The sequence below is a fragment of the Arthrobacter sp. 9MFCol3.1 genome (assembly GCF_000620385.1).
In the GTDB taxonomy this organism is placed as follows: Bacteria; Actinomycetota; Actinomycetes; order Actinomycetales; family Micrococcaceae; genus Arthrobacter.
In genome coordinates, this window is the sequence record NZ_JIBJ01000017.1 from 12,516 (window position 1) to 38,783 (window position 26,268).

At 69.7% G+C, this 26,268-nt stretch carries 18 protein-coding genes and 1 pseudogene; 7 read left to right on the forward strand and 12 right to left on the reverse strand.

Annotation, left to right across the window (positions count from 1 at the left end):
• The first annotated feature begins 102 nt into the window (after positions 1-102).
• Entirely contained in the window at positions 103-1,809 is a 1,707-nt protein-coding gene (locus C560_RS0115115; RefSeq protein ID WP_231494369.1) for a hypothetical protein, read from the forward strand.
• Between the two features lie 76 nt (positions 1,810-1,885).
• On the opposite strand, the gene ftsY is transcribed toward C560_RS0115115, so the two are convergent.
• Together ftsY and smc are read right to left on the reverse strand one after the other, a co-directional pair.
• Complete coding sequence (gene ftsY, locus C560_RS0115120) at positions 1,886-3,097, reverse strand: signal recognition particle-docking protein FtsY (RefSeq protein ID WP_026538833.1); 1,212 nt, start codon at positions 3,095-3,097, stop codon at positions 1,886-1,888.
• A gap of 88 nt (positions 3,098-3,185) precedes the next feature.
• The gene (gene smc / locus C560_RS0115125; protein ID WP_026538834.1) at positions 3,186-6,821 is read right to left on the reverse strand and encodes a chromosome segregation protein SMC; all 3,636 of its coding nucleotides are present in this window, start codon (positions 6,819-6,821) and stop codon (positions 3,186-3,188) included.
• A 263-nt stretch (positions 6,822-7,084) separates the two neighbouring features.
• On the opposite strand from smc, the gene C560_RS0115130 reads away from it, so the two are divergent.
• From C560_RS0115130 to C560_RS22040, 3 genes are read left to right on the forward strand one after another with little or no spacing between them, the layout of a single operon-like run.
• Positions 7,085-8,107 carry a 3-oxoacyl-ACP synthase III gene (locus C560_RS0115130; protein WP_026538835.1) on the forward strand — a complete coding sequence of 341 codons (1,023 nt, stop codon included), beginning with the start codon at positions 7,085-7,087 and terminating at the stop codon, positions 8,105-8,107.
• Positions 8,101-10,836: an alpha/beta fold hydrolase gene (locus C560_RS0115135; protein ID WP_026538836.1), complete on the forward strand. Its 2,736-nt coding sequence runs from the start codon at positions 8,101-8,103 to the stop codon at positions 10,834-10,836. Before C560_RS0115130 ends, C560_RS0115135 begins: the two co-directional genes overlap by 7 nt.
• Positions 10,833-11,870 (forward strand): NAD-dependent epimerase/dehydratase family protein, encoded by a 1,038-nt coding sequence (locus tag C560_RS22040; RefSeq protein WP_231494370.1) that lies wholly within the window; start codon positions 10,833-10,835, stop codon positions 11,868-11,870. The genes C560_RS0115135 and C560_RS22040 overlap by 4 nt, the downstream gene beginning before the upstream one ends.
• Here the strand turns inward: C560_RS22040 and mutM are convergent.
• The 5 genes from mutM to coaD form a co-directional block, all read right to left on the reverse strand.
• A complete protein-coding gene (mutM, locus tag C560_RS0115145) occupies positions 11,806-12,789 on the reverse strand; it encodes a bifunctional DNA-formamidopyrimidine glycosylase/DNA-(apurinic or apyrimidinic site) lyase (RefSeq protein ID WP_026538837.1) in 984 nt (327 codons plus the stop codon). The genes C560_RS22040 and mutM overlap by 65 nt on opposite strands.
• 9 nt (positions 12,790-12,798) lie before the next feature.
• Positions 12,799-13,521 (reverse strand): ribonuclease III, encoded by a 723-nt coding sequence (gene rnc, locus C560_RS0115150; RefSeq protein ID WP_018773470.1) that lies wholly within the window; start codon positions 13,519-13,521, stop codon positions 12,799-12,801.
• A 21-nt stretch (positions 13,522-13,542) separates the two neighbouring features.
• A complete protein-coding gene (gene rpmF / locus C560_RS0115155) occupies positions 13,543-13,746 on the reverse strand; it encodes a 50S ribosomal protein L32 (protein ID WP_009356569.1) in 204 nt (67 codons plus the stop codon).
• Positions 13,747-13,782: 36 nt separating this feature from the next.
• A complete protein-coding gene (locus tag C560_RS23090; protein WP_079553424.1) occupies positions 13,783-14,307 on the reverse strand; it encodes a YceD family protein in 525 nt (174 codons plus the stop codon).
• 174 nt (positions 14,308-14,481) lie between these two features.
• Positions 14,482-14,982, reverse strand: coding sequence for a pantetheine-phosphate adenylyltransferase (gene coaD / locus C560_RS0115170; RefSeq protein WP_026266441.1), 501 nt, complete (start codon positions 14,980-14,982; stop codon positions 14,482-14,484).
• 159 nt (positions 14,983-15,141) lie between these two features.
• On the opposite strand from coaD, the gene C560_RS22045 reads away from it, so the two are divergent.
• The 3 genes from C560_RS22045 to C560_RS0115185 are packed head-to-tail and all read left to right on the forward strand — an operon-like array spanning position 15,142 to position 17,998.
• The gene (locus tag C560_RS22045; RefSeq protein ID WP_043423223.1) at positions 15,142-15,993 is read left to right on the forward strand and encodes an SDR family NAD(P)-dependent oxidoreductase; all 852 of its coding nucleotides are present in this window, start codon (positions 15,142-15,144) and stop codon (positions 15,991-15,993) included.
• Complete coding sequence (locus tag C560_RS0115180; protein WP_018773476.1) at positions 15,990-17,210, forward strand: aminotransferase class I/II-fold pyridoxal phosphate-dependent enzyme; 1,221 nt, start codon at positions 15,990-15,992, stop codon at positions 17,208-17,210. The genes C560_RS22045 and C560_RS0115180 overlap by 4 nt, the downstream gene beginning before the upstream one ends.
• Positions 17,211-17,212: 2 nt before the next feature.
• On the forward strand, positions 17,213-17,998 hold the full coding sequence (locus tag C560_RS0115185) for a spermidine synthase (protein WP_026538838.1): 786 nt from the start codon (positions 17,213-17,215) through the stop codon (positions 17,996-17,998).
• Here C560_RS0115185 and rsmD read toward each other — a convergent pair.
• The 5 genes and pseudogenes from rsmD to C560_RS22695 all read right to left on the reverse strand — a co-directional run.
• A pseudogene (gene rsmD / locus C560_RS0115190) lies at positions 17,995-18,633 on the reverse strand (16S rRNA (guanine(966)-N(2))-methyltransferase RsmD); the annotation flags it as partial. The gene C560_RS0115185 and the pseudogene rsmD sit on opposite strands and share 4 nt — an antisense overlap.
• Before the next feature lie 30 nt (positions 18,634-18,663).
• Positions 18,664-20,922: an ATP-dependent DNA helicase RecG gene (locus C560_RS0115195; RefSeq protein WP_026538840.1), complete on the reverse strand. Its 2,259-nt coding sequence runs from the start codon at positions 20,920-20,922 to the stop codon at positions 18,664-18,666.
• Positions 20,912-21,988, reverse strand: a complete 1,077-nt coding sequence (locus tag C560_RS0115200) for a DAK2 domain-containing protein (RefSeq protein ID WP_043423224.1) — start codon at positions 21,986-21,988, stop codon at positions 20,912-20,914. Before C560_RS0115200 ends, C560_RS0115195 begins: the two co-directional genes overlap by 11 nt.
• 22 nt (positions 21,989-22,010) lie before the next feature.
• The gene (gene thiL / locus C560_RS0115205) at positions 22,011-23,081 is read right to left on the reverse strand and encodes a thiamine-phosphate kinase (protein WP_155855806.1); all 1,071 of its coding nucleotides are present in this window, start codon (positions 23,079-23,081) and stop codon (positions 22,011-22,013) included.
• A 106-nt stretch (positions 23,082-23,187) separates the two neighbouring features.
• Positions 23,188-26,199, reverse strand: a complete 3,012-nt coding sequence (locus tag C560_RS22695) for a hypothetical protein (RefSeq protein WP_155855796.1) — start codon at positions 26,197-26,199, stop codon at positions 23,188-23,190.
• Positions 26,200-26,268 lie beyond the last annotated feature (69 nt).

A 26,268-nucleotide genomic window follows, 5' to 3' on the forward strand; every position in this document is an offset into this window, starting at 1 on the left:
TGACCCTGCACAGGACGTCGTCCTGGGCCTGCCGGTCAGCGGCAGCCTCCGCCCTTGGCTAAGCTGGGGGCACGTGCCACAAACTTCCGGAGGTAATCCCCCATGGCCAAATTCGACTCTTCCCCCGGGAAAGCCGAAAGCCCCGACCCCGCCCAACCCGCCAATGGCAGTAGGAGTGCGGGCAAGAGCGCGGGAAACAGGAAGCGCGCAGGGTTGATCGCCGGCGCCGGAATTGTCGCCGTCGCCGCAGCTGTGCTGGTTCCCCTCGCCTTCGGAAACCCGACGCCGGCACCGCCGGCCGCTTCGTCCCCCGCCCCTTCGGCACCGGCGCTCGCCCCTGCCGAGGCGGGGCCGCCCGTCACCTATTACGCACAGCCGGGTCCGCCGGCCGGGTCGCCGCTGGAAAAGGTTGAGCCCCTCAAGGTCGATGTCTCCAGCGACCTCGTGGGCACCTCCCTGAACAAGGGCATGACGGGAATTTCCCTGGAGGCCACGGATCTGGCCGATCCCGACCTCAGCAGCGACAACGCGTCGATGGTCAAGCTGCTCCGGGAGATCGACCAGCCGGTCCTGCGTTTCGGCGGCAACGCCGTGGACCGGCGCTTTTTCTGGACATCCAGCGGCGAGGCCGTCCCCGCCGACTACAAAGGCGACAAGACGCACCCGGTCAAGGCCGTGGGCCCGGCAGACCTGGTCCGGCTCAAGACCCTGCTGGAGGCCGGGGATGCCGCGGTCAGCCTCACCGTGGACCTGGGCCACTACAATCCGGCCCGGGCAGCGGACATGGCCAAGAACGCCTCGGCGATCCTCGGCAACCGGCTGCTGAGCATCACCGTGGGCAATGAGCCCAACGGCTTCGTATTCAACGACGTCAAGGCCGGCAACGGCTACAGCCTGGAGCAGTACATCCGGGAACTGAAGGACTACGCGGCCGCAATCTATGCTGTGGCGCCCAACGTGCCCATCTCCGGCCCGGGCGCCTACGACCAGAAGTGGTGGCAGCCGTTCGTCGATGCGGACCTCCCGCAGAAGAAGATCCTGACGTTCCACCACTACCCGCTCTCCAACTGTGACGGCGGCTTGCCCCAGGACTCGCCTACGCTGGCAAACGCGATGAGCCGAACGATGCACGACCGTGGCGTCAACTACCAGAAGGCGGCCCTCGCCGTGGGTCAGGCCGCTGGCCTGGAAACCTGGATTCCAGAAACCGGGATCTCGGCGTGCCCCGGTTCCAATGAGACCTCCCGTACCCACGCATCTGCGCTGTGGGCGGCAGACTATGCCCTCACCGCCGCCCAGCTGGGCATCACCCGAATCGGCTTCCACAGCTCGTTGCTGACGTGCAAGGGCGGCCCGCCCCTGTCCGCCATCTGCAGCGCCGGAGCCTACCCGTTCGGCAACGGCCAGATGTCCGGCCGGGCCAACTTCTTCGGCATCTCCATGGTGGCCGAGCTCGAGGCCGGCAAGTTCATGAAAGTGAACAGCTCCGGAGGGGGCCCGGCGTTCAGCTACGCGCTGCAGAACGCGGACGGCAGCACCAGCGTGGTGATCATCAACGAAAACGACCCCGAAAAGGCCGCGCAGACTTCCGTCACCCTGAACCTGCCGGGCAAACCGGTCACCGGGACCATGACCCAGCTCAGCGGCCCCAGCTACTCAGCCGAGAACCAGACCGTCATCGACGGCGCCAAGTCCGAGCCCACGCCCCTCGCCAAGCGCGCCACGGTGCCGGGGTTCGCGTACAAGTCCCCGACCCAGCAGTTCCAGCTGACCGCCGGAACCGTGACGGTCCTGAACTTCAAGTACTAGCCACTTAAGCAAAAAGTGCCCCGGTCCTGTCTGAACTGTCCAGACAGGACCGGGGCACTTTTTGTGGCGGTGCGTGCTAGTTCAGCAGCGCATCGACGAAGCCTTCGGCGTCGAACGGCGCGAGGTCGTCGGCGCCTTCGCCCAGGCCGATCAGCTTCACCGGGACCCCGAGGGACTTCTGGATGGCGACGACGATCCCGCCCTTGGCGGTGCCGTCCAGCTTGGTCAGGACGATCCCGGTGATGTTCACGACCTCGGAGAACACCCGGGCCTGGTTGAGTCCGTTCTGGCCGGTGGTGGCGTCCAGGACCAGCAGCACCTCGTCCACCTCGGCCAGCTTTTCGATGACCCGCTTGACCTTGCTGAGCTCGTCCATGAGGCCCACCTTGTTCTGCAGGCGCCCCGCGGTGTCGATCATGACGACGTCGACTTCCTGGTCGATGCCGGCCTTGACGGCCTCGTAAGCCACCGAGGCCGGGTCCGCGCCGTCTATGTCCGACTTCACGGTGGGCACGCCGACGCGCTGGCCCCACGTGGCCAGCTGCTCGGCGGCGGCGGCGCGGAAGGTGTCGGCCGCGCCCAGCAGCACGTCCTTGTCCTCGGCCACGAGCACGCGGGCGAGCTTGCCCACGGTGGTGGTCTTGCCAACGCCGTTGACGCCGACAACCATCATGACGGCGGGCTTGTCGCCGTGGCGCTCGACGTTCAGGCTCCGGTCCATGGTGGGGTCCACGAGCTTGATGAGTTCCTCGCGGAGCAGGGCCTTGACGTGCTCAGGGTCTCGCGTGCCCATCACCTTGACGCGTTCGCGGAGCGAGTCCACAAGCTGCATAGTCGGTTCGGTGCCGAGATCGGCCAGCAGCAGGGTTTCCTCGACCTCATCCCAGACGTTTTCGTCGATCTTGTCCGCCGAGAGCAGGGCCAGGAGCCCCTTGCCCAGGATGTTGTTGGACTTGACCAGCCGCTCGCGCAGCCGCATCAGCCGCCCCGCCACCGGCAGCGGGGTTTCCACCGGCACGGTTTCCAGCCCGGCTGCGTCGTCCGGAACCTCGAGGGTTGGTTCTTCGAGTTCGACGCCGTCCGGCGAGGTCCGTGCCGGTGCCGGCGCCTGCGCGGGACGGTCCTCCACAAGGGTTCCGACTCCCGGGGCCTGCACGGGGTCGTTTGCGTCACGCGGGCCGGTGTAGGTCTTGGAACTCTTCCGGGTCTTCATGAGCACCGGGATCAGCGCACCGAGGACCACCAGGACAGCGAGAATGGGCAGAATGATGGGGAGGATGTCGTTCACTCCCCTAGCTTCTCACAAACCCCAAATGGGCCGTGGCCAGCGCTTTTGTTGCGCGTGGACGCCGCCCTGCCGGGACTTGGACGTTAGCCTAGATCTCCGCACCGAGCCGCTGGCTGATTACCGTGGAGACGCCGTCGCCGCGCATTGTGACGCCGTAGAGGGCGTCGGCGACTTCCATGGTGCGCTTCTGGTGCGTGATGACGATCAGCTGGCTGGATTCGCGGAGCTCTTCAAAGATGGTGATGAGCCGGCCCAGGTTGGTGTCGTCGAGCGCCGCCTCGACCTCGTCCATGACGTAGAAGGGCGAGGGCCGTGCCTTGAAGATGGCCACCAGCAGCGCCACGGCCGTCAGGGAGCGTTCGCCGCCGGAAAGCAGCGAGAGCCGCTTGATTTTCTTGCCGGCCGGGCGGGCTTCGACCTCGATGCCGGTGGTGAGCATGTCGGTGGGGTCGGTCAGGACCAGCCGGCCCTCCCCGCCGGGAAACAGCCGGGCGAAGACGCGGACAAACTGCCGGGAGGTGTCCTCGAACGCCTCGGCGAAGACCTTCTGGACGCGGTCGTCGACTTCCTTGATGATGTCCAGCAGGTCCTTGCGGCTGGACTTCAGGTCTTCGAGCTGGGTGCTGAGGAACTGGTGGCGCTCTTCCAGCGCGGCGAACTCCTCCAGCGCCAGCGGGTTGACCTTGCCGAGGGCGGCGAGGTCGCGTTCGGCGCGTTTGAGCCGTTTTTCCTGCTCGGCCCGGACGAAGGGCTTGCCCTCGGAAATCTCACGGCCGTCCTCGTCCACCGGGGCGCGCAGTGCGGCCCATTTGTCCGCGGAGTCGCCGGCCGGGACCGGGACGGGCTGGTCGGGTCCGTAGTCGGCCACGAGCTGCCCGGCGGTCAGCCCGAGCTCCTCCACGCTCTTCAGTTCCAGCGCCTCGATCCGCAGCCGCTGCTGGGTGCGGGCGAGCTCGTCGCGGTGCACGGAGTCGGTGAGTTCGGCCAGTTCGCGGGCCAGGGCGTCGTTGCCGGTGCGGACCCCGGCCAGTTCCCGGTCCATCGCGTCCTTGCGTTCCTCGGCGCTGTCCCGCTCCCGGCGGGCCAGCTCCACGGACACGTCAATGAACCCGATGACCTGCTGCACGGCGGCTGCGACGGCGGCGGCGCGCCGGGCCTGGAGCCTGCGGCGGCGGGCGCGTTCCGCGGCTTCCTCGCGGGCGCGGCGTTCGGTGGCGGCGGCCCGTTCCAGCGAGGCCGCCCGGTTGCGGGTGGCCGTGAGCTGCTCCTCGGCGCTGCGCAGGGAGAGCCTGGCCTCCATCTCGGCCGTGCGGGCCAGCGAGGCGGCCAGGGCCAGGGCGTCGCGGTGCTCCGGAGAGGGTTCCTGCTCCGCGGGGGCCTCGGTGGCCGCGGCGAGCCGGGCCGCCACCGCTTCCAGCGCACCTTGTTCGCTGACGATCTGGGCCTCAGCCCGGGACAGGGACGCGGCCAGGCGCTCACTTTCGGCGACGGCGCTGCGCAGCACGGCGTTCAGGTGGCCCAGTCGTTCGGCGACGGCCGCGAGTTTCGCGTCGGAGTCGTGGAGTTTCGCGAGGGCCGCGTCGGCACGGTCCTGGGCTTCGGCGCGCCGGGTCCGGGCGGTGGAGAGGGCGAAGCGGTTGCGTTCGAGCGCGGCGGTGACGGCGGCCAGCTTCGCGGCGGCGTCGTCGACGGCGGCCTGGACTTCCAGCAGCGACGGCGCCGACGCGGACCCACCGGTGACGGTCAGCGCCGTGAAGACGTCCCCGGCCCGGGTCACGGCGGTGAGTTTGGGACGCGCGGCGATCAGCTGCGCCGCGGCGTCCAGGTCCTCGACGACGGCGACGCCGGCCAGCAGGGCGGCCAGCGGCAGGCCGTCGCCGTCCGGTCCCGCGGCCGAGACCAGTTCCGCGGCCCAGCGCGCGCCTCCGGGAAGCGTGCTGCCCCCGGTTAATGCATCGGCCGACAGCGCACCGGCCAACAGCGGCGCTGACCCGGCCGGGGTGCCGGCGAGCAGCAGCGCGGCACGGCCGGCGTCGTCCGCGCGGAGCAGCCGCACGGCAGCGGCGGCCGTTTCCTGGTCCCGGACCACCACGGCGTCGGACGCGCTGCCGAGTGCGGCGGCGACGGCGGCCTCGAATCCGGCCTCCACGGTGATCATGGACGCCAAGGGTCCCAGGACCCCGCCGGCCAGGTCCCCGGCGGCCGTGCCGAGCACGTGCCCGGAGCCGTCTTTGCGGTTCAGGCCCAGCTGGAGGGCGTCGCGGCGGGCCATGAGGGCGCCGCGTTCCCGCTCGCCTTCCCGTTCGGCCGCCTTCAGGGCATCAATGTCGGCGATGATCGTCTCGAGGGCCTCGCTCGCGGCCTCGTAATCGGCGTCGAGCGATTCCTCGCCGTCCTCGACCCCTGCCACCTGCGCTTCCAGGGCGGTGAACTCGCTGTGCGCCTGCCGGCGGCGCTCCTCGCCCGCTTTTTGCGATTCGCGGAGTCGGCCGAGCTCGGACTGGGCGGACTCGACGCGGGACCGTGCCGCGCCGACCTGCCCGGCGAGCTTGGCCAGGCCTTCACGCCGGTCCGCGGCGGCCCGGAGCAGGGCGGCGAGCCGCTTGTCCTCGGCGGCGGCGGCCTGTTCGGCGTCGTGTTTGGCGGCTGACGCGGCGTCCAGGGCTTCGGTCCGGTCCAGGATCTGCCGTTCCAGCCCGGCCTGCTCGTCGCGGACGCGGGCGGCCTGTTGTTCCAGCTGGTCCGGATCCCGGCCGGTGTCCGGAACCACGTCCGCGGCGCCGAGCAGCCGGCGGCGCTCCTCGGCGAGCGAGCCGAGGGAACGGAGCCGTTCACGCCCGGTGGAGAGCGAATACCAGTTCTCCCGCGCGGCGTTCAGCGCGGGAGTGGCCTCGGCTGCGAGCCCTTCGAGGACCGCCTGGCGCTGCCGCCCGGCCTCGAGGTCCCGTTCGACGACGGCGCGGCGTGCCTTGAGCGCCGATTCGTCCGCTACGTCCTGCGCCAGCGCGGACTGCAGCTGGACGAGGTCGTCGGCCAGGAGCCGTGAGCGGGCGTCGCGGACCTCGAACTGGACGCTCTGGGCGCGCCGGGCCACTTCCGCCTGTTTGCCCAGCGGGGTCAGTTGCCGCCGGATTTCGCCGGTGAGATCGCTGAGCCGGGACAGGTTGGCCTGCATGGCCTCGAGTTTGCGGACCGTCTTTTCCTTGCGGCGGCGGTGCTTGAGGATGCCCGCGGCCTCCTCGATGAAGCCGCGCCGGTCCTCGGGGGTGGCGTGCAGGACCTTGTCCAGCTGGCCCTGGCCCACAATCACGTGCATCTCGCGGCCCAGGCCGGAGTCGGAGAGCAGCTCCTGGATATCGAGCAGCCGGCATCCTGCACCGTTGATGGCGTATTCCGAGCCGCCGGTCCGGAACAGCGTGCGCGAAATCGTCACCTCGCTGTATTCGATCGGGAGGGCGCCGTCGCTGTTATCGATGGTCAGCGAGACGTGCGCCCGGCCCAGGGGCGGCCGGCCCGAGGTGCCGGCGAAGATCACGTCCTCCATCTTGCCGCCGCGGAGGGTCTTGGCTCCCTGTTCGCCCATGACCCAGGCGAGCGCGTCCACCACGTTGGATTTGCCCGAGCCGTTCGGGCCCACCACGGCGGTGACGCCCGGTTCGAATTCGAAGGTCGTCGCGGAGGCGAACGACTTGAATCCCCGGACGGTCAGACTTTTCAGGTGCAAGGCGCTTCGGTTCTCCTGGTCGGCGGACTGGCCCGCTGTTCGACGAAAGCATGTTTCGGGCGGACGCGGGGGGTCCGGGGCGGCCCCGGATACCTACAATCTACTGCGCATTTGCGGCCATTCCGCGCAGAACCAGCGCGAAGCCGCCGCAGATGGCGCAGGCCGCATATGCGGGAATTGACCCGCACGGGGCATAGTTAAGCTCTCGGGCTTGTGAGCGGCCACCGCCGGAGTGCAGGACGGACATGAACAGGGGCTTGATTTTGGTAGGCAATGCAACATTCCGGCACAGCAACACCGCTCTACTTTCGGTGAGCAGCGTCGAAGCTCCGACGATCGTCAGTTCCATGGACTTCGACCGCAAGCTGGCTACGACCCTGCGGCGGCTGGGGGTCCCCCCGAAGCTGCTCGAACGCGTCGCAGGCATCACCCACCGGCGCTGGTGGGCTCCCGGGACGTCGTTCGACGACGCAGCCATCGAGGCGGGCGCCAAGGCCCTGGCCGAGTCCGGCATCGAAGCGTCCGAGATCGGCCTGCTGATCAACACTTCCGTGACGCGGCGCAACCTCGAACCGTCCGTCGCAGTGAAGATCCACCACGGACTGCGCCTGCCTTCGTCGGCCATGAACTTTGATCTGGCCAACGCCTGCCTCGGATTCGTCAACGGCATGACGCTCGCGGCCAACATGATCGACTCCGGCCAGATCAAGTACGCGATGATCGTCAACGGTGAGGATGCCCAGGCAACGCAGGAGGCCACCCTGGCCCGGCTGCAGCGGCCCGAGACGACCCGCGAGGACTTCAACCGCGAGTTCGCCACGCTCACACTGGGCTCCGGAGCCGCGGCGGCCGTCCTGGGCCCGGCGGACGAGCATCCAGGGGCGCACCGGATCCTCGGCGGCGTGATGCGTGCCGGCACCGAGCACCATGAGCTGTGCGTGGGCAGCATCGACGGCATGGCCACCGACACCAAAGGCCTGCTCGACGGCGGCCTGCAGCTCGTGGTCGACGCCTGGCACGAGGCCCAGCCGGAGTGGAACTGGGCCTCGATGGACCGCTACGTCACGCACCAGGTGAGCACTGCCTACACCCAGGCCATCATCAACGCCATTGACCTGGACCCGGACAAGGTGCCGATCACGTTCCCGCACTGGGGCAATGTGGGCCCGGCCTCCCTCCCCATGACCCTCGCGGCCGAAGCGCAGACTCTCGCAACCGGGGACCGCGTGCTGTGCATGGGCGTCGGTTCCGGCCTGAACACCGCCATGGTGGAAATCGTTTGGTAACCGCCGACTGGCCCGGCGTCGACCCCGAATGGTCGCGCGAGATCGATGTGGCGTCCACCTCCGCCGCGGACGAGCCGGGCGCCGCGCGCCGCTGGCACCTGCTGGACAACGGTGCCCAGCTCGCCCGCCGCGGCCTGACTCCTGCCGGCACCCTGCTGTGCGTGCACGGCAACCCGACCTGGTCCTACCTGTGGCGGTCCCTGCTGGCCGCCGGATCCGACCCCGCACATCCGTGGCGGGTGGTGGCGGTGGACCAGCTGGACATGGGCTTCTCCGAGCGCACCGGCACGTTCCGGCGCCTGGAGGACCGGATCAACGACCTGGGCGACCTCACCGCCGCGCTCGGCCTGGACGGCCCGGTCGTCACCGTCGGCCACGACTGGGGCGGCGTGATCAGCCTCGGCTGGGCAGAGGCACATCCCCAGCAGCTCGCCGGCGTGGTGCTGACCAACACCGCCGTCCATCAGCCCGCCGGCACCCCCGTCCCGCCGGCGCTGCGGCTCGCCCTGCACCCTGCCGTGCACCGCTGGGGAACGACGACGTCGGATGCGTTCCTGCGGGTGACCCACGCCTTGGCCCATCCGCCGCTCGCTGCGGACGTCCGGCGGGCCTTCATGGCCCCCTACCGCGGTGCCGGCCGCCGCGCCGGCGTGGGGCACTTTGTCGCGGACATTCCCGCCGACGCGTCCCATCCCAGCTTCCCGGCGCTGACCCGCGTCGCGGAAGGGCTGCGCGGGTTGAGGACTCCGGCCCTGATGCTCTGGGGCCCGCGCGATCCGATCTTTTCCGACCGCTACCTCAAGGACCTCATCGGCCGGCTGCCCGACGCGAAAGTCCACCGCTTCGAAGGTGCCGGCCACCTGGTCGCGGAAGACCGGGACATCGCCGCGCCCGTCTTCGAGTGGCTTGCCGAGTGCGTCCGGGCCAACGGAGACGGCCTGCAGCGGACAGCCGCCCCGGCCGCGCGGTCAGCCGGCGGCCCGGCCGCCCACCCGCCGCAGGACTACGGGTCCGGACCCCTGGAGCCCGGCACCGGGGTCCCGCCCCTTTGGGCGCCCCTCACCGAGCTGGCGGCGGGACCCGCAGCCGGGGATACCGCCGTCGCGGAAATGGGCACGGACGGCAGAGTCGCCCGCTCGCTCAGCTGGCGGGAGCTGGAACAAAACATCGCCGCCCTCGCGGCCGGCCTGCAGGAAGCCGGTGTCGGGCCCGGCAGCCGGGTGAGCCTGATGGTTCCGCCGGGCGTGGACCTGACCGTGGTCCTCTACGCCTGCCTGCGGCTCGGCGCCGTGGTCGTCGTGGCCGATGCCGGCCTGGGCACCCGCGGCCTGAGCCGCGCCGTGCAGGGCGCCACCCCGGATTTCCTCATCGGAATCGACAAGGCCCTGGCGGCCGCCGCGGTACTCGGCTGGTCGGGACGGCGCATCAGCGTGCGGGACCTGCCGGCCGCCCGCCGCCGCCTCCTCGCCGTCGAAACCTCCCTCGCCGCCCTCGCCCGCCGCGGAGCCGGCCTCGGCCCGGAACTCCCCTGCCCGGGTCCGGCCCCGGTTCCGGACCCGGACGCCCCCGCCGCCGTGCTGTTCACCTCGGGCTCCACCGGCCCCGCCAAGGGCGTGCTCTACACGCACCGGCAGCTGGCCGCGATGCGCGACACCGTGGCCGAAACGCTGGGGATCGCCCCGGGCGCACGCCTGGTGGCGGGCTTCGCGCCGTTCGCCCTGCTGGGTCCGGCGCTCGGAGCTGTCTCCGTGACGCCCGCCATGGACGTCACTGTGCCCCGCACCCTGTCGGCCAGCGCGCTGGCCGACGCCGCAGCAGCCATCGACGCCACGGTGATCTTCGCCTCGCCCGCGGCGCTGCGCAACGTCCTCGCCACCCGTGCCGGCCTGAGCCGGGCCGGTTACGATGCCCTGGGGCGTGTGGAGCTGCTGCTCTCCGCCGGCGCGCCGGTCCCCGAAGCCCTCCTGGCAGAGGTGCAGCGGCTGCTGCCGCGGGCCTCGCTGCACACCCCGTACGGGATGACCGAGGCGCTGCCCGTCACGGACATCAGCCTCGAACAGATCCGCGCCGCCGGGGCCGACGCCGCCGCCGGAACCGTGGCGGGGGCCGGCAACGGCGTGTGCGTGGGCCGGCCGGTGCACGGCGCCCGGGCCGCCATCATCCCGCTCGCCGCGGATGGCACCGCACCCGGGAACGAGCCCGTCACGGAGGCCGGAGTGACCGGAGAGATCCTGGTCAGCGCCCCGCACGTGAAGGATACCTACGACAGGCTCTGGCTGACCCAGCGCGAGAGCGTCCGCACGGCCGGATGGCACCGCACCGGCGACGTCGGGCACCTCGACGCCGCCGGCCGGCTCTGGGTGGAAGGACGCCTCGTGCACGTCGTGACGGCGCCGGGCGCTGTGGTGACCCCTGTGGGCGCCGAGCAGGCCATCGAACGCCTGGACGACGTCGGGATGGCCGCCGTCGTCGGGGTCGGTCCTTCCGGGACCCAGGCCGTCGTCGCCGTCGTCGAAACCGTTCCGCCGGTCCGCCGGGCCGGCCCCGCCGCGCCGCAGCTGGCGGGCCGCGTCCGGGACGCTGCCCGTGCGGCAGGCGTCAGCGTCTCCGCCGTGCTCGCCGTCCCCTCCCAGCCGACCGACATCCGCCACAACGCCAAGATCGACAGGAGCCGCCTGTCCCGGTGGGCTACGGCGGTGCTGGCCGGCGGCCGTCCGGGCACGCCGTGAGGGTCCTCGTCACCGGCGCGAGCGGACTGCTCGGGCGGGAAGTGGCGCGCCTGCTGGTGCGGCAGGGCCACGCCGTCAGCACATTCCAGCGCCGCCCATCCGGCGTCGAGGGCGCTACGGACCTCCAAGGGTCCCTAGCGGACGGGGACGCCGTCCGCCGAGCCGTCTCCGGCGCCGAGGGCGTCATCCACCTGGCCGCGAAGGTGTCCTTCACCGGCCGCGCCGCGGAGTTCGACGCGGTGAATGTCGAAGGCACGCGCCGCCTGCTCCGGGCCGCCCGCGAGGCTGGCGTGCGGGAACTGGTGTTCGTCTCCTCCCCCTCCGTGGCCAATTCCGGGGCCGCGATCGCCGGGCTCGGCGCCGAGGCAGCGGACCCGGCCCGCGCGCACAGCGACTACTCCCGCACCAAGGCCGAAGCTGAACTGCTGGCGCTGGCCGCGGACTCGCCGGATTTCCGGGTCGCGGCGGTGCGCCCGCACGTCGTCTGGGGCCCGGGCGACACGCAGCTGGTGGAGCGGGTGCTGGAACGTGCTAGCCGCGGCCGCCTGCCACTGCTCGACGCCGGTGCGGCCCTGATTGACACTACCTACGTGGACAACGCCGCTTCGGCCATCGTCGCCGCGCTTCACCGGATGGAACACGTCCACGGCCGGGCGCTGGTGGTCAGCAACGGCGAACCCCGCCCGGTCGGCGAGCTGCTGGCGGGCATTTGCGCCGCGGGCGGCGTCCCTGCGCCGTCCTGGACGGTCCCGGGCAGCCTCGCGCGCGCTGCAGGTTCGGTCGTGGAGAAGCTCTGGTCCCGGTCCGGCCGGGCCGGGGAGCCGCCGATGACCAGATTCCTCGCTGAGCAGCTCTCCACCGCCCACTGGTTCGACCAACGCGAGACCCGTGAACTGCTCAACTGGGCCCCCGCCGTTTCCCTTGACGAGGGCCTGGCGAAGCTGGCCGGGCACTACGCCCGCACTCCCCCTACCAGCGCCCGTTCCGCGGCCGGGGCTGGCAGACGGGGCAGGTATACGAGGACCGGTTCATGAACTGTTCCCGCAAGAGCCGGCTGACCCGGCCGGCGGCAGCGCAGCGCTTGCACTCGAGGCCCTCCCGGCCGTATGCGTTCAGGGAGCGGTCGAAGTACCCGGAGGCTCCATTGACGTTGACGTAGAGAGAATCGAAACTCGTGCCGCCGGCGGCCAGGGCATCCGCCATGACCTCGCGGGCGGCGTCAAGGACCCGCAGCGCGTCGGCGCGGCGCAGGGTGTCGGTGGGCCGGGCGAAGTGCAGCTGCGCCTTCCAGAGGGCCTCGTCCGCGTAGATGTTGCCGATCCCGGAGACCAGGCCCTGGTCCAGCAGCGCCCGCTTGAGCCCGGTCTTGCGGGCCCGCAGGCGCCGGTAGAAGGTTTCGAAGGAGAACCAGGGGTCCAGCGGGTCCCGGGCAATGTGCGCGGCTTCCTCGGCGATGAGCGGCAGCGGCGATTCGGCGAGGCCGCCGGGGCCGCCGTCGTCGGTGGGGATCAGCGTGGTGAGGAACAGTCCGCCGAAGATGCGCTGGTCCACGAACCGGAGTTGGCCGGGCATGCCGTCGGCCGGGCTGAGCCGCAGCCTGACCTTCAGGTGTTTTTCGTCCGGAACCCCGGGGTCCTGCATCAGCAGCTGGCCGGACATGCCCAGATGGGCCATGAGCGCGACGGCGGGGGCCGGCTGGCCGGCCAGCTCGTCGGCCGGGATACCGTTTCCGGACGGGGCCGGCGTGTCAGCCAGCGGCATCCACAGGAATTTGCCGCGGCGGACCACGTCCAGGACCCGCGCGCCTTCAAGGTTGCCGGCAAAGTCTTCCGGGCCCAGGGCGTGCCGGCGCAGGGAGCGCGGGTCCAGCACCTCGACGGAGGTGATGGTCCGGCCGCGCACCCAGCTCACCAGGCCGCGCCGGACCACCTCGACTTCGGGCAGTTCAGGCAACGCCGCTGCCTAGCTGCCGGTCTGGGACTGCAACTGCTGCGGATCAGGCGCGGACGGGGCGGTCAGCCGGCGCCAGGCATCGGCGGCGGCTTCCTGCTCGGCCTCCTTCTTGGAGTTGCCGGTGCCGGTGCCGTAATCCGTGCCGCCAATCCGCAGCACGGCCTCGAACGTCCGGGCGTGGTCCGGCCCGGAGCCGTCGACCGCGTAGTTGATGGTCCCGAGCTGCCGGCTGGCGGCCAGCTCCTGGATGGAAGTCTTCCAGTCGGTGCCCGCGCCGAGGGCGGCCGCGTCCTTCAACAGCGGGCCGACCAGCCGCATGACCAGCTGCCGGGCCGTCTCGATGTCGTTGGAGAGGTAGGTGGCGCCGATCAGCGCCTCCATGGTGTCCGCCAGGATGGAGGCCTTGTTCTTGCCTTCGGTGAGCTTTTCGCCCTGTCCAAGGTAGATGTAGTCCCCCAGCCCGATGCTGCGGCCGATGCCGGCCAGCGCCCGGGTGCTGACGACGGCGGAACGGCGCTTGGCCAGGTCGCCTTCGGGCAGCGTGGGGTTGTCACGGTACAGCGCGTCGGTAACGGAGAACCCCAGGATGGAGTCGCCCAGGAACTCGAGCCGTTCGTTGGTGGGGATGCCGCCGTTTTCGTAGGCGTAGGAACGGTGTGTGAGCGCAAGACGAAGCGTCCCGGCGTCAATAGTGACACCGAGACGCTTCAGAAGCTCTTCAGTTGAAGACATCTTTTTCAGCCTGTTGGCGGATTAGACGTCTGCGACCTTGCGGCCCTTGTACTCAAGGAACAGCGCAGTGCCAGCCGAGTCGGTAACGACCTTTGCCTGGTGCGGCAGGCTGTACGTGACCTGGCCGTTCTCGACAGTCTTCACCAGGTGGGGGGCAGTTGCCTTCCACTGGGAGCGGCGGGCGCGGGTATTCGAGCGAGACATTTTCCGCTTCGGGACAGCCACGGCTAACTCATTTCTCTCTAGAAAAACACTTACAAATCAGTTTTGCCGGTCAGGCTTAGCCAAGTCAGCCAGGGCGGCCCAGCGAGGATCTACGACCTCGTGGTGATGCCCCGGCTCGTCTTCCAGGCGCACTCCACATTCGGAGCAAAGGCCCTGGCAGTCTTCCCGGCACACCGGCTGGAACGGCAGTATGGTGACAACTGCGTCCCGCAACACCGGCTCAAGATCGATCAGATCGTGCTCGACTCGACGTTGCTCTTCTTCGTCTTCTTCGTCGGAGAACACAGCATCCTCGTAGAAGAAAAGTTCTTGCACATCAACCTCTTGGTCATACGCAAGGGGATCCAGGCATCGGCCGCATTCGCCAGTAACTTCAACGTGCGCGGTTCCTGATACCAGAATTCCTTCGTGTACGGCCTCAAGCCGCAGGTCCAGCTCGACATCCGAGCCTTCCTGCACGCCAATGAGCGCCACACCAAGATCACTTGGCGCGGGTACATGTTCCGTCAGCGTCCGCATGCTTCCCGGACTGCGTCCGAGGTCCTTGACGTCGAACGCCAAGGGCGAACTAGCATCTCGTTTAATGAGAACTCCTGTTGAACATATGACCGACGTACTATCTTAGCCTGAACTTCCGGACGGACTCAAACCGGGGGCACGCCGGCGGTTCACACCACAAGCGGCCTCGGATTCGGGCCACGCAACCGGCAGCAGGCCGCCGAGTACCGGTCAAGCTTACACTTTGCGCGCCCGGTTCGGGACCGGCTCGCCCGGGGCCAGCCGTTTCAGCACGGACCGGGGAACAAAGTCCGAGACGTCCCCGCCCAGGGCGAAGACCTCTTTGATGAGGGTGGAGGACAGGTGCAGGTAGTGGCTTTCCGCCGGCAGGAACACCGTCTCGACGCCGGTCAGCTGCCGGTTCATCGTGGCCATCGGCAGCTCGTAGTCGAAGTCCGAGGACGAACGCAGGCCCTTGACGATCGCGGACACGCCGCGCTGCCGGCAGTACTCGGCCAGTAGCCCCTCCCCCACGGGTTCGACCACGATCCCGCGCAAGGACGCGAACGTTTCCTTGGCCATGTCGATCCGCTCCTCAAGGCTGAAGCGGTACTTCTTGGAGTAGTTCGTGGACACGGCCACGATCACCTCGTCGAAGAGGCCCGCGGCACGCGCAATGACTTCCAGGTGTCCATTGTGAATGGGGTCAAAAGAGCCAGGGCAAACAGCGCGTCTCATGCTCCGAACCTACCGTATCCGCGCCGAAGCCCGGGATAACATGGCTGAATGTCAGCATCGAACAATCGCGCGGCCCGGCCTTTCACTGCGCGGCCTTTCACTGCGCGGCCTTCCACTGCGCAGCCCTCCACTGCGCGGCCTTTCACTGTGGACGGCGGCGTGGCCCTGGTCACCGGTGCCGCCATGGGCATGGGCCGGCTCTACGCCCTCCGCGCCGCCCGGGAAGGCGCCGCGGTGGTGATCCTCTGGGACGTCGACGCCGATGCCCTGGCCAGCACCGCCGCTGAAGTTGCCGCCATGGGCGCCCGCGCCGTCCCCCGCACGGTAGACCTCGCGGATCGCGCCGCGATTGCCGACGCCGCCCGGGAGGCCCGGGCCGAGGGGCCGCTGGCGCTGCTGGTGAACAACGCCGGGATTGTCCGCGGCGCGTACTTCTGGGACCACGCCCCGGACCGTGACATCGCCCTGACCATGGACATCAACGCCCTGGCTCCCATGTACGTCACCCTTGAGTTCCTGCCGGACATGATGGCCGACGCCGGCCGCCCGCGCCGGATCCTCAATGTTGCCTCTGCCGCCGGCACGGTCTCGAATCCGCGAATGAGCGTGTACGCGGCCTCGAAATGGGCCGTCATCGGCTGGAGCGACTCGCTCCGGCTCGAGCTTGAGCAACAGGGCTGCGGCCACCTGAAAGTCACCACCTTCTGCCCCAGCTACATTTCCACCGGCATGTTCGAGGGAGCCCGCGGTCCCCTGCTGACCCCGCTCATGACGCCCGAGGACGCCGTGGACCGGGCATGGCGCGCCACGGCCGCCGGGCAGCCGCAGCTGATCGCCCCCGCAATGGCCAAGCTGGGGAAAGTGCTCAAGGGCATCCTGCCTGTGCGGGCGTGGGACTTCGTGGGTGGAAAGGTCTTTGGGATCTACACCACCATGGACAGGTTCACCGGCAGGCCAGCCGCCGATGGCCTCACCGCCGCCGCGAGCTCCGATACGGCAGGTTCCCGGTGACCGGCCCCGCCCAGCTCCCTGCCCAGTTCCCGTGGCAGCGCGCCGCAACCGGCGCCAACCTGCTCTCCCCCGACGGTTCGCTGGGCGTCACGATCTTCGAGGAGATGACCACCCTGGCCCTGAGCACGGGCGCCATCAACCTCGGCCAAGGCTTCCCGGACGAGGACGGCCCTGTGGAGATCAAGGAGGCCGCCCAGGCCGCCATCGCCGCCGGAGCCAACCAGTATGCGCCCGGCAAGGGCATCCTGCCGCTGCGGGAGGCGATCGCGGTGCACCAGCAGCGGTTCTACGGGCTGACCCCCGATCCCCAGACCGAAATCATCGTCACCACCGGCGCCACGGAGGCCATCGCCGCCTCCTTGCTCGCGCTGGTAGGTCCGGGAGATGAAGTGCTCACGTTCGAGCCGTTCTACGACTCCTACGGCGCCATCATCGGGCTCTCCGGCGCCACGCACGTCACCGCCCCGCTGCTGGCCCCGGATTTCATGCCGGACCTCGCCGCGCTCGAGGCCGCGTTCAGCAACCGCACCAAGGTGGTGCTGATCAACAATCCGCACAACCCGACCGGAGCGGTGTTCCCCCGCGAGGTGCTTGAGCGCGTCGTGGAACTGGCCGCTCAATACGACGCCGTCATCGTCACCGACGAAGTGTACGAGCACCTGACCTTCGGTGTGCGGCACATCCCGATCGCGACGCTGCCCGGGGCGGCCGGGCGCACGCTCACCATTTCCTCGGCCGGCAAGACGTTCTCCTTCACCGGCTGGAAGATCGGTTGGCTCTCCGGGCCGGAGGAGCTCGTGGCCGCCGCCCGGACGGTCAAGCAGTTCCTGAGCTACAGTTCCGGCACGCCCTTCCAGGCCGCGATCGCGGTGGGCCTGGGGCTTCCGGACGAGTTTTACGCCGGCATTGCCGACACCCTCCGGTACAAGCGCGACATCCTCAGCGAGGGACTGCGCGCGGCCGGCCTCGACGTCCTGACCCCGCAGGGGACCTACTTCGTGAACGTGGACACCTCACCGCTGGGGATCACCGATTCGGTGGAGCTGGCCCGCAGGCTGCCGGCCCTCGTGGGCGTCGCCGCGATCCCGGTGCCTGTCTTCTGCCACGCCGACGGCGCCGAGCGCACCCGCAGCCTGCTCCGCTTCGCGTTCTGCAAGCAGTTGCACGTGCTGGAGGAGGCCGCCGAGCGGCTGGCGACCTTGCGCGACAGGCTGTGAACATGGCCGGGCAGCAACCCGGGGCCTCGCGGTTCCTGCGGACCACCGGACAGCACGCCGTGATCGAACCGGATCCCTTTACCGAGGGCGGCTTCGTGCTGAGCATCGGCGGCGCCGAGCAGTCCCACGTCAACCTGGCCGACCCCGCGGATATCTTCTACGAATACCTGCGCAGGATCGGGCACGTCGTGGACCTTGCCGCCCCGTGGGGCGAGCCGATCACGGCGCTGCACCTGGGCGCGGGGGCCCTGACGCTGGCCCGCTACATCCAGGCTACCCGGCCCGGCTCGGTCCAGTACGCCGTGGAGCTGGAGCGGGAACTGCTGGACTTCGTGCTCGCGCAGCTGCCCCTGCCGGAGGGAACCGATCTGCACACGGTGATCGGCGATGCCCGCGACGCCCTCGCCGGGCTTCCGGCGGACCTGCGCTTCGACGTCGTGATCCTGGACATCTTCTCCGGGCCGGAGGCGCCGGAACACATCGCGTGCACCGGCTTCTACCAGGAGGCGGCGGCGCGTCTGACGCCGCGCGGTGTGTTGATAGTCAACGTGGGCGACGAACCCGGGCTGACCCTGGTCCGGAGCCAGATCGCGGCCATGCGCCGGGCCATGGCCGACGTCTCGGCCTTCGCGGAGGCCGGAATGTTCACCGGCCGGTACCCCGGAAACATCATCCTGACCGGGACGCAGGGGCCGTGGCCCGAGGTCTGGACGGCGGCGCTCACGGCGCGCGGTCCGCATCCGGCCCGGCTGCTCGCCGGCGTCGATCTGGACGCGCTGGCCGGCTAGTCCCCGGCCTCCAGGTCCACTGCTTCCGCAGCGTCCCCTGCCTCCAGGTCCACGGCTTCCACGCCGGGCTCGGCGAACCACAGCCGGGTTTCGCCGTACTTCTTCTCGGCAAACCGTTCCATGCCCTCGGGCCACGCCGGCTCGGGGCTCCGGGACGAGCGTTCCACCACCACGACAGCGCCCTCGCCCAGGTGCGGCACCAGCTTGGCCAGCACGGCAGCGAGGGCCGGCTCGTCCAGGGGGTAGGGCGGGTCCAGGAATACCAGGTCCCAAATGGCGGAGTCGGCGGTCCGGTCCAGGAAGGATTCGACCTTGGAGCGGTGCACGGAGACCACCTTGCGGCCCGAGACGGTATTGACGAGGTCGGCGTTCCGCTGGCAGACGGCGCTAGCCTTGGCGTCGAATTCGACCAGGTCCACGCAGTCCGCGCCGCGGCTGCCGCTTTCCACCCCCAGCGAGCCGGATCCCGCGTACAGGTCCAGCACGCGGGCGCCGGCGATGACGTTGAAGGCATCCAGCCGGGAGAACAGGGCCTCCTTGACCCGGTCCGTGGTGGGCCGTGTCAGGTTCCCGGGCACGCTGTTCAGCGTGCTGCCGCCGGCCGCGCCGGCAATGATCCGGCTCATGCGCGATCCGCCGTGGACGTGTTTGCCTGGCTCATGGTCCTAGCCGCGTTCAAGGAACGCCTCCTTCTCGGGGTTCAGGTATTCGTCGATCGCGGCCGCAAGCCTGGGCTGGCCCTGCAGCGAGGGATCGGCGGCGACGATCCGCTGGGCGTCCTGCCGGGCCCGGGCGATCACGTCCTCGTGTTCGAGCACGCGCAGCAGCTTCAGGGTGGAGCGGCCGCCGGACTGCGAGGCGCCGAGGATGTCGCCCTCCCTGCGGAGCTTGAGGTCCTCCTGGGACAGTTCGAAGCCGTCGGTGGTGGCAGCCACGGCATCCAGCCGGCGCCGGCTCGGATGGCCCGGCTCCAGGGTGGTGACCAGCAGGCAGGTCCCGGGCAGCCCGCCGCGGCCCACCCGGCCACGCAGCTGGTGCAGCTGGGAGATGCCAAAACGGTCCGCGTCCAGGATCACCATGAGCGTGGCGTTGTGCACGTCCACGCCGACTTCGATCACGGTGGTGGAAACCAGGAGCTTGGTCTGGTTGGCCGTGAAGGAGGCCATGGTCTCGGACTTCAGCACCGGGTCCTGCCTGCCGTGCAGCGGCGCCACAGTGATCCCGGCCAGGGCCGGTTCGTCCTGGAGGTGTTCCACGACGCCGGTGACGGAGGCGAGTTCCCGCCCGCCGTTCTCGCCTTCGAGGTCCGCGGCGGACGGTTCGGCCTCGCCCGGGGTGAAGTCGCCGTCGTCGTCCGCGCCGATCTTGGGGCAAACGACGTAGACCTGGTGGCCGGCGTCGATCTCCTCCCGCGAACGGGACCAGATGCGGGTGGCCCACCCCGGGTGTTCCGCGAGCCCCACCACGTGCGTGGAGATTGGGGCGCGGCCGGCGGGGAGTTCATCGAGCACGGAGGTCTCGAGGTCGCCGAACACAGTCATGGCCACGGTCCGGGGAATAGGGGTGGCGGTCATGACCAGCAGGTGCGGCGGTTTGCTGGCCTTGGCCCGGAGGGCGTCGCGCTGTTCCACACCAAAGCGGTGCTGCTCGTCCACCACAATCAGGCCGAGGTCATAGAAGGACACGTTGTCGCTGAGCAGGGCGTGGGTGCCGATCACGATTCCGGCCGTCCCGGAGGCCGCGTCCAGCATGGCCTGCTTCCGCGCCGCGGTGGGCATGGAGCCGGTGAGCAGGGTGACCTGGACGGCGTCCGGGCCGAACCCGCCAAGCATCCCGTCCCGGGAGAGCGGTCCGAGCGTGCGCCGGATGGATTCATAGTGCTGGGCGGCGAGGACTTCGGTGGGGGCCAGCAGGGCAGCCTGTCCCCCGGCGTCCACTACCTGCAGCATGGCGCGCAGCGCCACGATCGTCTTGCCGGAGCCCACCTCGCCCTGGAGCAGCCGGTTCATGGGCGAGTCCCGGGCGAGCTCGTCGGAGAGCGTCTTGCCCACGGCGGCCTGGCCGGCGGTCAGCGTGAACGGCAGCTGGCGGTCGAAGGCTGGCAGCAGGCCGTCGGGTGCCGGGCGGCGGGCCGTCGCTTCCTCGGCGGCGAGTTGGGCGCGGCGGCGGGCCAGGGCCGACTGCAGGACCAGGGCTTCCTGGTAGCGGAACCGGTCGCGGGCACGCTGGAAGTCCGCGGGGGTTTGCGGGGCGTGGATCAGCCGGTAGGCATCCGCGACCGGCAGGAACTTCTCCCGCGCCGCGATCTCGGCCGGCAGCGGGTCGCCGAGGGTTTCCAGCTCCACGGTGTCCAGCAGCGTGGAGATGACCTTTTGGATGGACCAGCTGGTCAGTTTGGCCGTGGCCGGGTACACCGGGATCGGCATGGCGGCGAGCTTCTCCGGGTCGAGGCCCGGCGTTTCGGGGTCCTCGTCGAGCAGCAGGAAATCCGGGTTGGTCAGGCCGAGGGATCCGGCGTAGCGGGTCACCTTGCCGGAAAACATGGCGCGCCGGCCCGGCTGCAGCTCGGCCTTGGCCCGGAACCCGTTGAAGAAGCTGACCTTGAGGGTGCCCGGCAGTGCGCCGGCGGCTCTGTCCAACCCGGTTCCCGGGGTCCCGGCGTCGTCGGAGATTACGACGTCGGTGAGGGAGCCGCGCCGGGCGCGCATGGCCCGGGTGCTGTTGGAGACCACCCGGGCAATCAGGGTCACTTCCTCGTCCAGCGGGACCTCGCTGATGGGCGTCAGCTCACCGCGGCTGAGATAACGGCGGGGGAAGTAGTTCAGGAGCCCGCCGACAGTGGTGATGCCGAGGTGTTTTTCGATGACAGCCGCGGAGCGCTTGCCGATGCGGCGCTCCAGGCCCAGTTCAAGTTCAGCGGGCATGTCCGTCGGGGTTTCGGGTTTCGGCGGCAGCTGCGAGAGCATCGGGGGCAGCAACGGTGGCGGCAACCGTGGCGGCCGGTGCCTCCGGGTCGCGCGGCACTGCGAGCTCGCTCACGGAGATGTCCGTGGGCTCGCCCAGGGAACGGATCAGCGCGACGGCGGGGTCCGCATCCAGGACGTGGACGTGGACGCGCCAGCGGTAGCGCCCGGCGGCATCCGCGCCGCCGCCAACCTGGCTCATGATCACCGAGTCGCCCATTTCGTCGAGCCGCTGGCGCATCATGGCGGCGTCCAGCGGGGACAGGGAGATGGTGCACATGACTTCGACGCCTTCGTCGCGCGGCATGCCGACGTGGATATGCGGATCCTGGACGTCGTAGCCGTGCAGCCCGTCCAGCAGTTCGCTCTGGAGCTCCTCGCCGAGCACGGCGGAGCGGAGGCAGTCCAGGATCAGCAGCATGCCCACGCCGCCGGCGTCCACCACGTGGGCGGCCTGCAGGGCATCGAGCTGCTCTTCCGTGCGCACCACGGCGGCCAGGGCCGCCTCGACGGCGGCATCCAGGGCCAGCCCGAGCGTCTGGTTGCTGTCATCGCCGTCGTGTGCGGAGTCCACGGCGGCCGCGGCGCGGGCGGCAGCCTCCATGACGGAGAGCATGGTGCCGGGCACGGGATCACTCAGCGCCGACCAGGCCCGGATCTGGGCCCGGTTCAGGGCCGCAGCCAGCAGGGGTGAGCTGATCCGGGTGTGGCCGGCCAGGGGTTCGGCGGCGGCGCAGAGGAAGACGGCGAAGAGGGTTCCCGAGTTGCCGCGGGCCTGCTCCATGGCAACCTCGCCGGCCTGCGCCAGGACGGCGCCAACGTCATGCAGGGACGGATCCGGTGCAGCGTGCGTCGCCCCGACCGGATGTCCCGGCACAGCGGCGTCGGCTGCGTGGGCCGCGGCGCGGACGGTCAAGTAGAGGTTGGTGCCGGTGTCGCCGTCGGCCACCGGAAAGATGTTGATGGCGTTCAGGCGGTCGCTGTGGTTGCCGAGCGTGGTTTCCGCCTTGCCCAACCACCGCTTCATCGCTTGCGCGTTGGCGGCAATCTTAGTCTGCAAAGTGATCCCATCCCACAGCGTCAGCGGGCCTGCCCGCGATCGTTACCCCCGTGCTTTCGGTTGGTGCAGGGGCCTCTACCGAGCCTATCGCAGTGAACCCGGGAGGGAGCGGAACCCCTGCCGGGAAAGTGGCGAGCAGCCCGTGGTCTTCACCGCCGCCGAGGACCCAGGCCATCGGGTCGGCCCCCACCAGTTCCGACGCCGGCAGCAGCGGGGCGGCCAGCTCCTTCAGCGCGGCGGCTTCCAGATTCAGCACCGCGCGGCTGGCGGCCGCCATGCGGTTTCCGTCCCGGACCAGGCCGTCCGAAATGTCCATCATGGCCGATGCTCCCGCCTCACACGCCAGCGGTCCGGCCGCGAGCGGCGGCTGCGGCCTGCACTGGATGTCCAGGAGGGAGCGCTGCCCGGCGGTCAGGTCGCCCACGGGGACGTCCGACTCCAGCAGCGCCAGCCCGGCGGCGGCCCGGCCCACAGTTCCCGCCAGGGCCACGGTGTCCCCCGGCCGGGCCCCGGAGCGCAGGACGGGCTCTTTACCGTCCAGGGTCCCCACGATGGCAACACTGACCGCCAGTTCGCGGCCGCGGCCGAGGTCGCCGCCGGCCACCGCGCAGGCCGGAGCCCCCAGCCCCCTGATGCCGGCCACGAGGCCGTCCGCGAAATCCTCCACCCAGGAGACGAGGGTCTCCTGCGGCATGGTCAGGCTCACCACAAGGGACGTGGCCCGGGCGCCCATGGCATTGATGTCGCTGAGGTTTTGCGCCGCGGCCTTCCAGCCGACGTCGTACCCGGTGGTCCGGTAGCCGTTGTTCCATTCGAGCCGGAAATCCTGGTCCGCCACCTGGGTGTCGATGCTCAGCACGGTCCGCCCGTCCGGTGCGGCGACAATCGCGGCGTCGTCCCCCGGGCCGAGCAGCAAGTACGACGCCGCCGCCGGGCCGCCAACGGGCTGCGGGATCGTCAGCCGCGGGAAGATGCGCCCCAGCAGTTGGGACTCCGAGAGCCCGGCAACGGTCAGCGCGGCGTCCGCAGGCTCGGATCCGGTCGCAGCGGCATCAGGCACAGTGTCGGGCACAGGAGTTTCAGGCACGGGAGATTCAGGCACAGCCCTACGCTACCGCGACGGACCGACCGTGCCGGGCTGTGGCTCCAGGGAACCCTTCACATCGTCAGTAGGTAAGGGACTGGCACCCCAGCGCGGACACCCCGGTCCGCAGGACGCCGGCCCCGGCGCTGGAGACACAGACGGTGTACTTGCCCCGGGCCTTGATGGGAATGGCGGCACGGTAGCCGTGGTTGCCTCTGACGTTCAGCGCGCTGTTCACGTCCGGCCGGTAGATGTTGGCCCGGACACTGTAGCTCTCGGAGCTCGAATCCGGAGACTTGACGGTGACGCGGACCGGAACGCTCTGGCTCGTGAAGCCCGGATCCATGGCCCAGCCGGTCGCCAGAATCGTTCTGCTGGTGCTGGTCCCGGACAGGCGGGCGGTGTCCAGGTAACCCCGCACCGGTGCGGCGGGCTGCGCAACCACATCCCGGCAGCCGAGCAGTGTGTTGCCCGCACTCAGCGGGCTCACTGAGATGCCGTAAGCGCACACGTGGTAGCGGCCGGACAGGGTGATCGGGATGCTGTTCCGGAATCCGTGGTTTCCGGTCAGCGAGAACGCGGCATTGACGTCCGGCCGGGTCCCGTTCGCGGTGAAGGGGTAGCCCTTGGTCTTGCCGTCCGGGCCCGTGACGTAGATGTGCACGGCGTTGGACGCTGCCGGCGTGCCGGGTTCATAGGTCCAGCCGGACGCCGTGATAACCGCCGACGGCGTCTTGGTCTGCACCACGATGGCGTCCACATAGCCGACCGGCCGCGCAGCAGGGGCCGCCGTCGCGTTCACGCAGCCCAGGAAGCCGTTGCCCTTGGTCAGTGGGGCAACAGCGATTCCGGTGGCGCAGACGCGGTACGTTCCGGCCTTCGTCACGCTCACGGATGTCCGGTACCCGTGCGAACCGGCGATCCCCATGGCGGCGTTGACGTCGCTCCGGGCAGCGTTGGCGGTGGTGGTCACTGTCTTCGTGCTGCCGTCCGGGGACGTGACGCTCAGCTGGACAGGGATCGACGCCGACGGGACGCCGGCGTCGAAGGACCAGCCTGCGACGTCCAGCCGCGCCGAGGACCCGGCGTTGATGAAGGACACGGAATCCAGGTACCCGGTGGGCGGGTCACTGACAGCCACGGGAACGTTGCGGCAGCCCAGTGTGGTGTTACCGGCAGCGAACGGGGCGACGGGGATGGCGTAGGCGCAGACCCGATACGTGCCGGTCTCTGTTGCCGGGATGGTGATCGCAAACCCGTGCGTGCCGCTGATCCCCAAGGCCTTATTGACGTCCGGGCGCTCCAGGTTGGCGGTGAAGGCCTGGCCGGTGGTGTCCCCTGCAGGGGTGGTCACGTAGACGTGGACCGGGATGGATGCGCCTGGCTTGCCGCGGTCCACTGCCCAGCCCCGCAGCTTGATGGACGGTTTGCCAGACACCATGGCGGTGCTGACCGCATCGAGGGATCCCTCGGGTGCGGGAGTGCCGGCCAGGGTGACGGTTCGGCAGCCCAGGGCCGTGTTGTTAAAGATGCCGATCGCATAAGCGCAGGCTTGATACTGTCCGGCCGCCTTGACGGCGATCGACGCCTGGAAGCCGTGGTTTCCGCTGATGCCCAGCGCCGCGTTGACGTCGGCGCGCGGTTTGTCCGCCGTGAAGGCATGGCCCGTCGTCGTGCCGTCAGGTGCTGTGACATAAATGTGCGTCTGCGTTGAGGTGGAGGCCGCCGCCGGATCCACCGACCACCCGCGGACGTTGATGGTGGCGCCGGAGGAGGTGACCGCGAGGGCTGCGCTGTCGAAGGAGCCCTTCGCGGGCGCACCCGGCGGACGGATCGTCACGGTGGCCGCGGTGTCGCTGACGGCGCCGATGGAGACCTTGGTGCCGGCGTGCGTGGTGAAGGTCTGGCCGGCCTGCCAGGCCTGGGTGTTGCTGTAGTAGCCGTTGAAGGCGGTTGCCCGGGTATTGGGCGGAAGCAGGATTGAGGAGTTGCCTCCGCCCTGCTGGGTGATCTTCACGCCGCGGTTTCCGTTCTGCGCAATCACGGAGTCGTAACCGACCGGAGTGCGGAGTTCGAGGAAATACACCTCGCCGGATTTCGGGTCCGTGAACTTCGCTGCGCGGTTGGCACCTGTTCCGGCCCACGGCTTGAGGTTCACCGTGCGGGGGGCGGACACCGTACCCAGGTTGGCGATCTCGTTACCGTTGCCGAACCGGCCCATTTCCCAGAAGCTGGCGCTGATTTCCGGCATGATGTCGAAGTGCGAGATACCCATCAGGTCCAGGTTGTCGCCGTAGGTCTTGATGCTGCAGGTGGCATCCGCAAACCCGGCGAACGGCCCGGAGGCCACGTCCATGGCGCCGCTGCCGCACAACAGGCTGTTGGCATGGTCCATGCCAAGGGCGTGCCCGAACTCATGTGCCAGGACAGGCGTGGAGAGCCGGCTGTTCTGCGGCATCAGGATGCGGCCGCCAATGTTGCCGTTGCTGTAGGTCATGCCCGCGGCGCCGTTGGTGAGGTAGGCACCGGGGATGAACATGACCAGTGCCGTGTAGGAACTCTGCGTCCAGCCCAGCTCCTGGGAGACGATGTCCACGATCTGCGCCGGCGACTGCTTGGAGGTCGCGGCGGACTTGTGCAGCTGGCGCGACGAACTCAGCGCAATATCCACCCGGCCCGCTGTGGCGAAGGCCCAATAGCGGTTGGCGGCGCTGAGCGAGGCCTTCGCCGCCGCCATCGGGACGGCCGTGTCCGTCTCGGCTGCAGACTTGTCGGCCAACTGCACCGTCACCAATGTGGTTTTCAACGTGCCGGCGAGCGGCGCGCTGACGTAGGTGTATTCGGACTTGGCCCTGCCTGCGGGCGGCTCCGGGCGCACAAAGTCATCCACCGCCCCCTGGGGGCTCGGGTCCGACACCGCCGGCACGGCACCAGTCTGCACGGAACCATTCTGCACGGCAGCCGACGGCGCCAGTGCGCCGGCGGACACCTGTCCAGCGGCCGGCACCTCGACAGCAGCCACGGCGGCCTGCGGCAAGGTTGCTGCCAGCATCACGGCGGCAATCACGGTTGCCGCTATGTTTAGTTTTCGCAAGATTGCTCGCTTAGGGGTGAGACCGAAGGTGGATACCTGTGGTGGGAGCGACGTAAGTTGCCTACAGCA

Excerpts from the sequence above, each read along its gene's own strand:
- rnc (WP_018773470.1), bottom strand. The coding sequence starts at position 13,521 with ATGTCTTCAACTGAAGAGCTTCTGAAGCGTCTCGGTGTCACTATTGAC.
- C560_RS0115185 (WP_026538838.1), top strand. The coding sequence starts at position 17,213 with ATGGCCGGGCAGCAACCCGGGGCCTCGCGGTTCCTGCGGACCACCGGA.
- C560_RS0115200 (WP_043423224.1), bottom strand. The coding sequence starts at position 21,988 with ATGAAGCGGTGGTTGGGCAAGGCGGAAACCACGCTCGGCAACCACAGC.
- coaD (WP_026266441.1), bottom strand. The coding sequence starts at position 14,982 with ATGAGACGCGCTGTTTGCCCTGGCTCTTTTGACCCCATTCACAATGGA.
- C560_RS0115195 (WP_026538840.1), bottom strand. The coding sequence starts at position 20,922 with ATGCCCGCTGAACTTGAACTGGGCCTGGAGCGCCGCATCGGCAAGCGC.
- C560_RS0115115 (WP_231494369.1), top strand. The coding sequence starts at position 103 with ATGGCCAAATTCGACTCTTCCCCCGGGAAAGCCGAAAGCCCCGACCCC.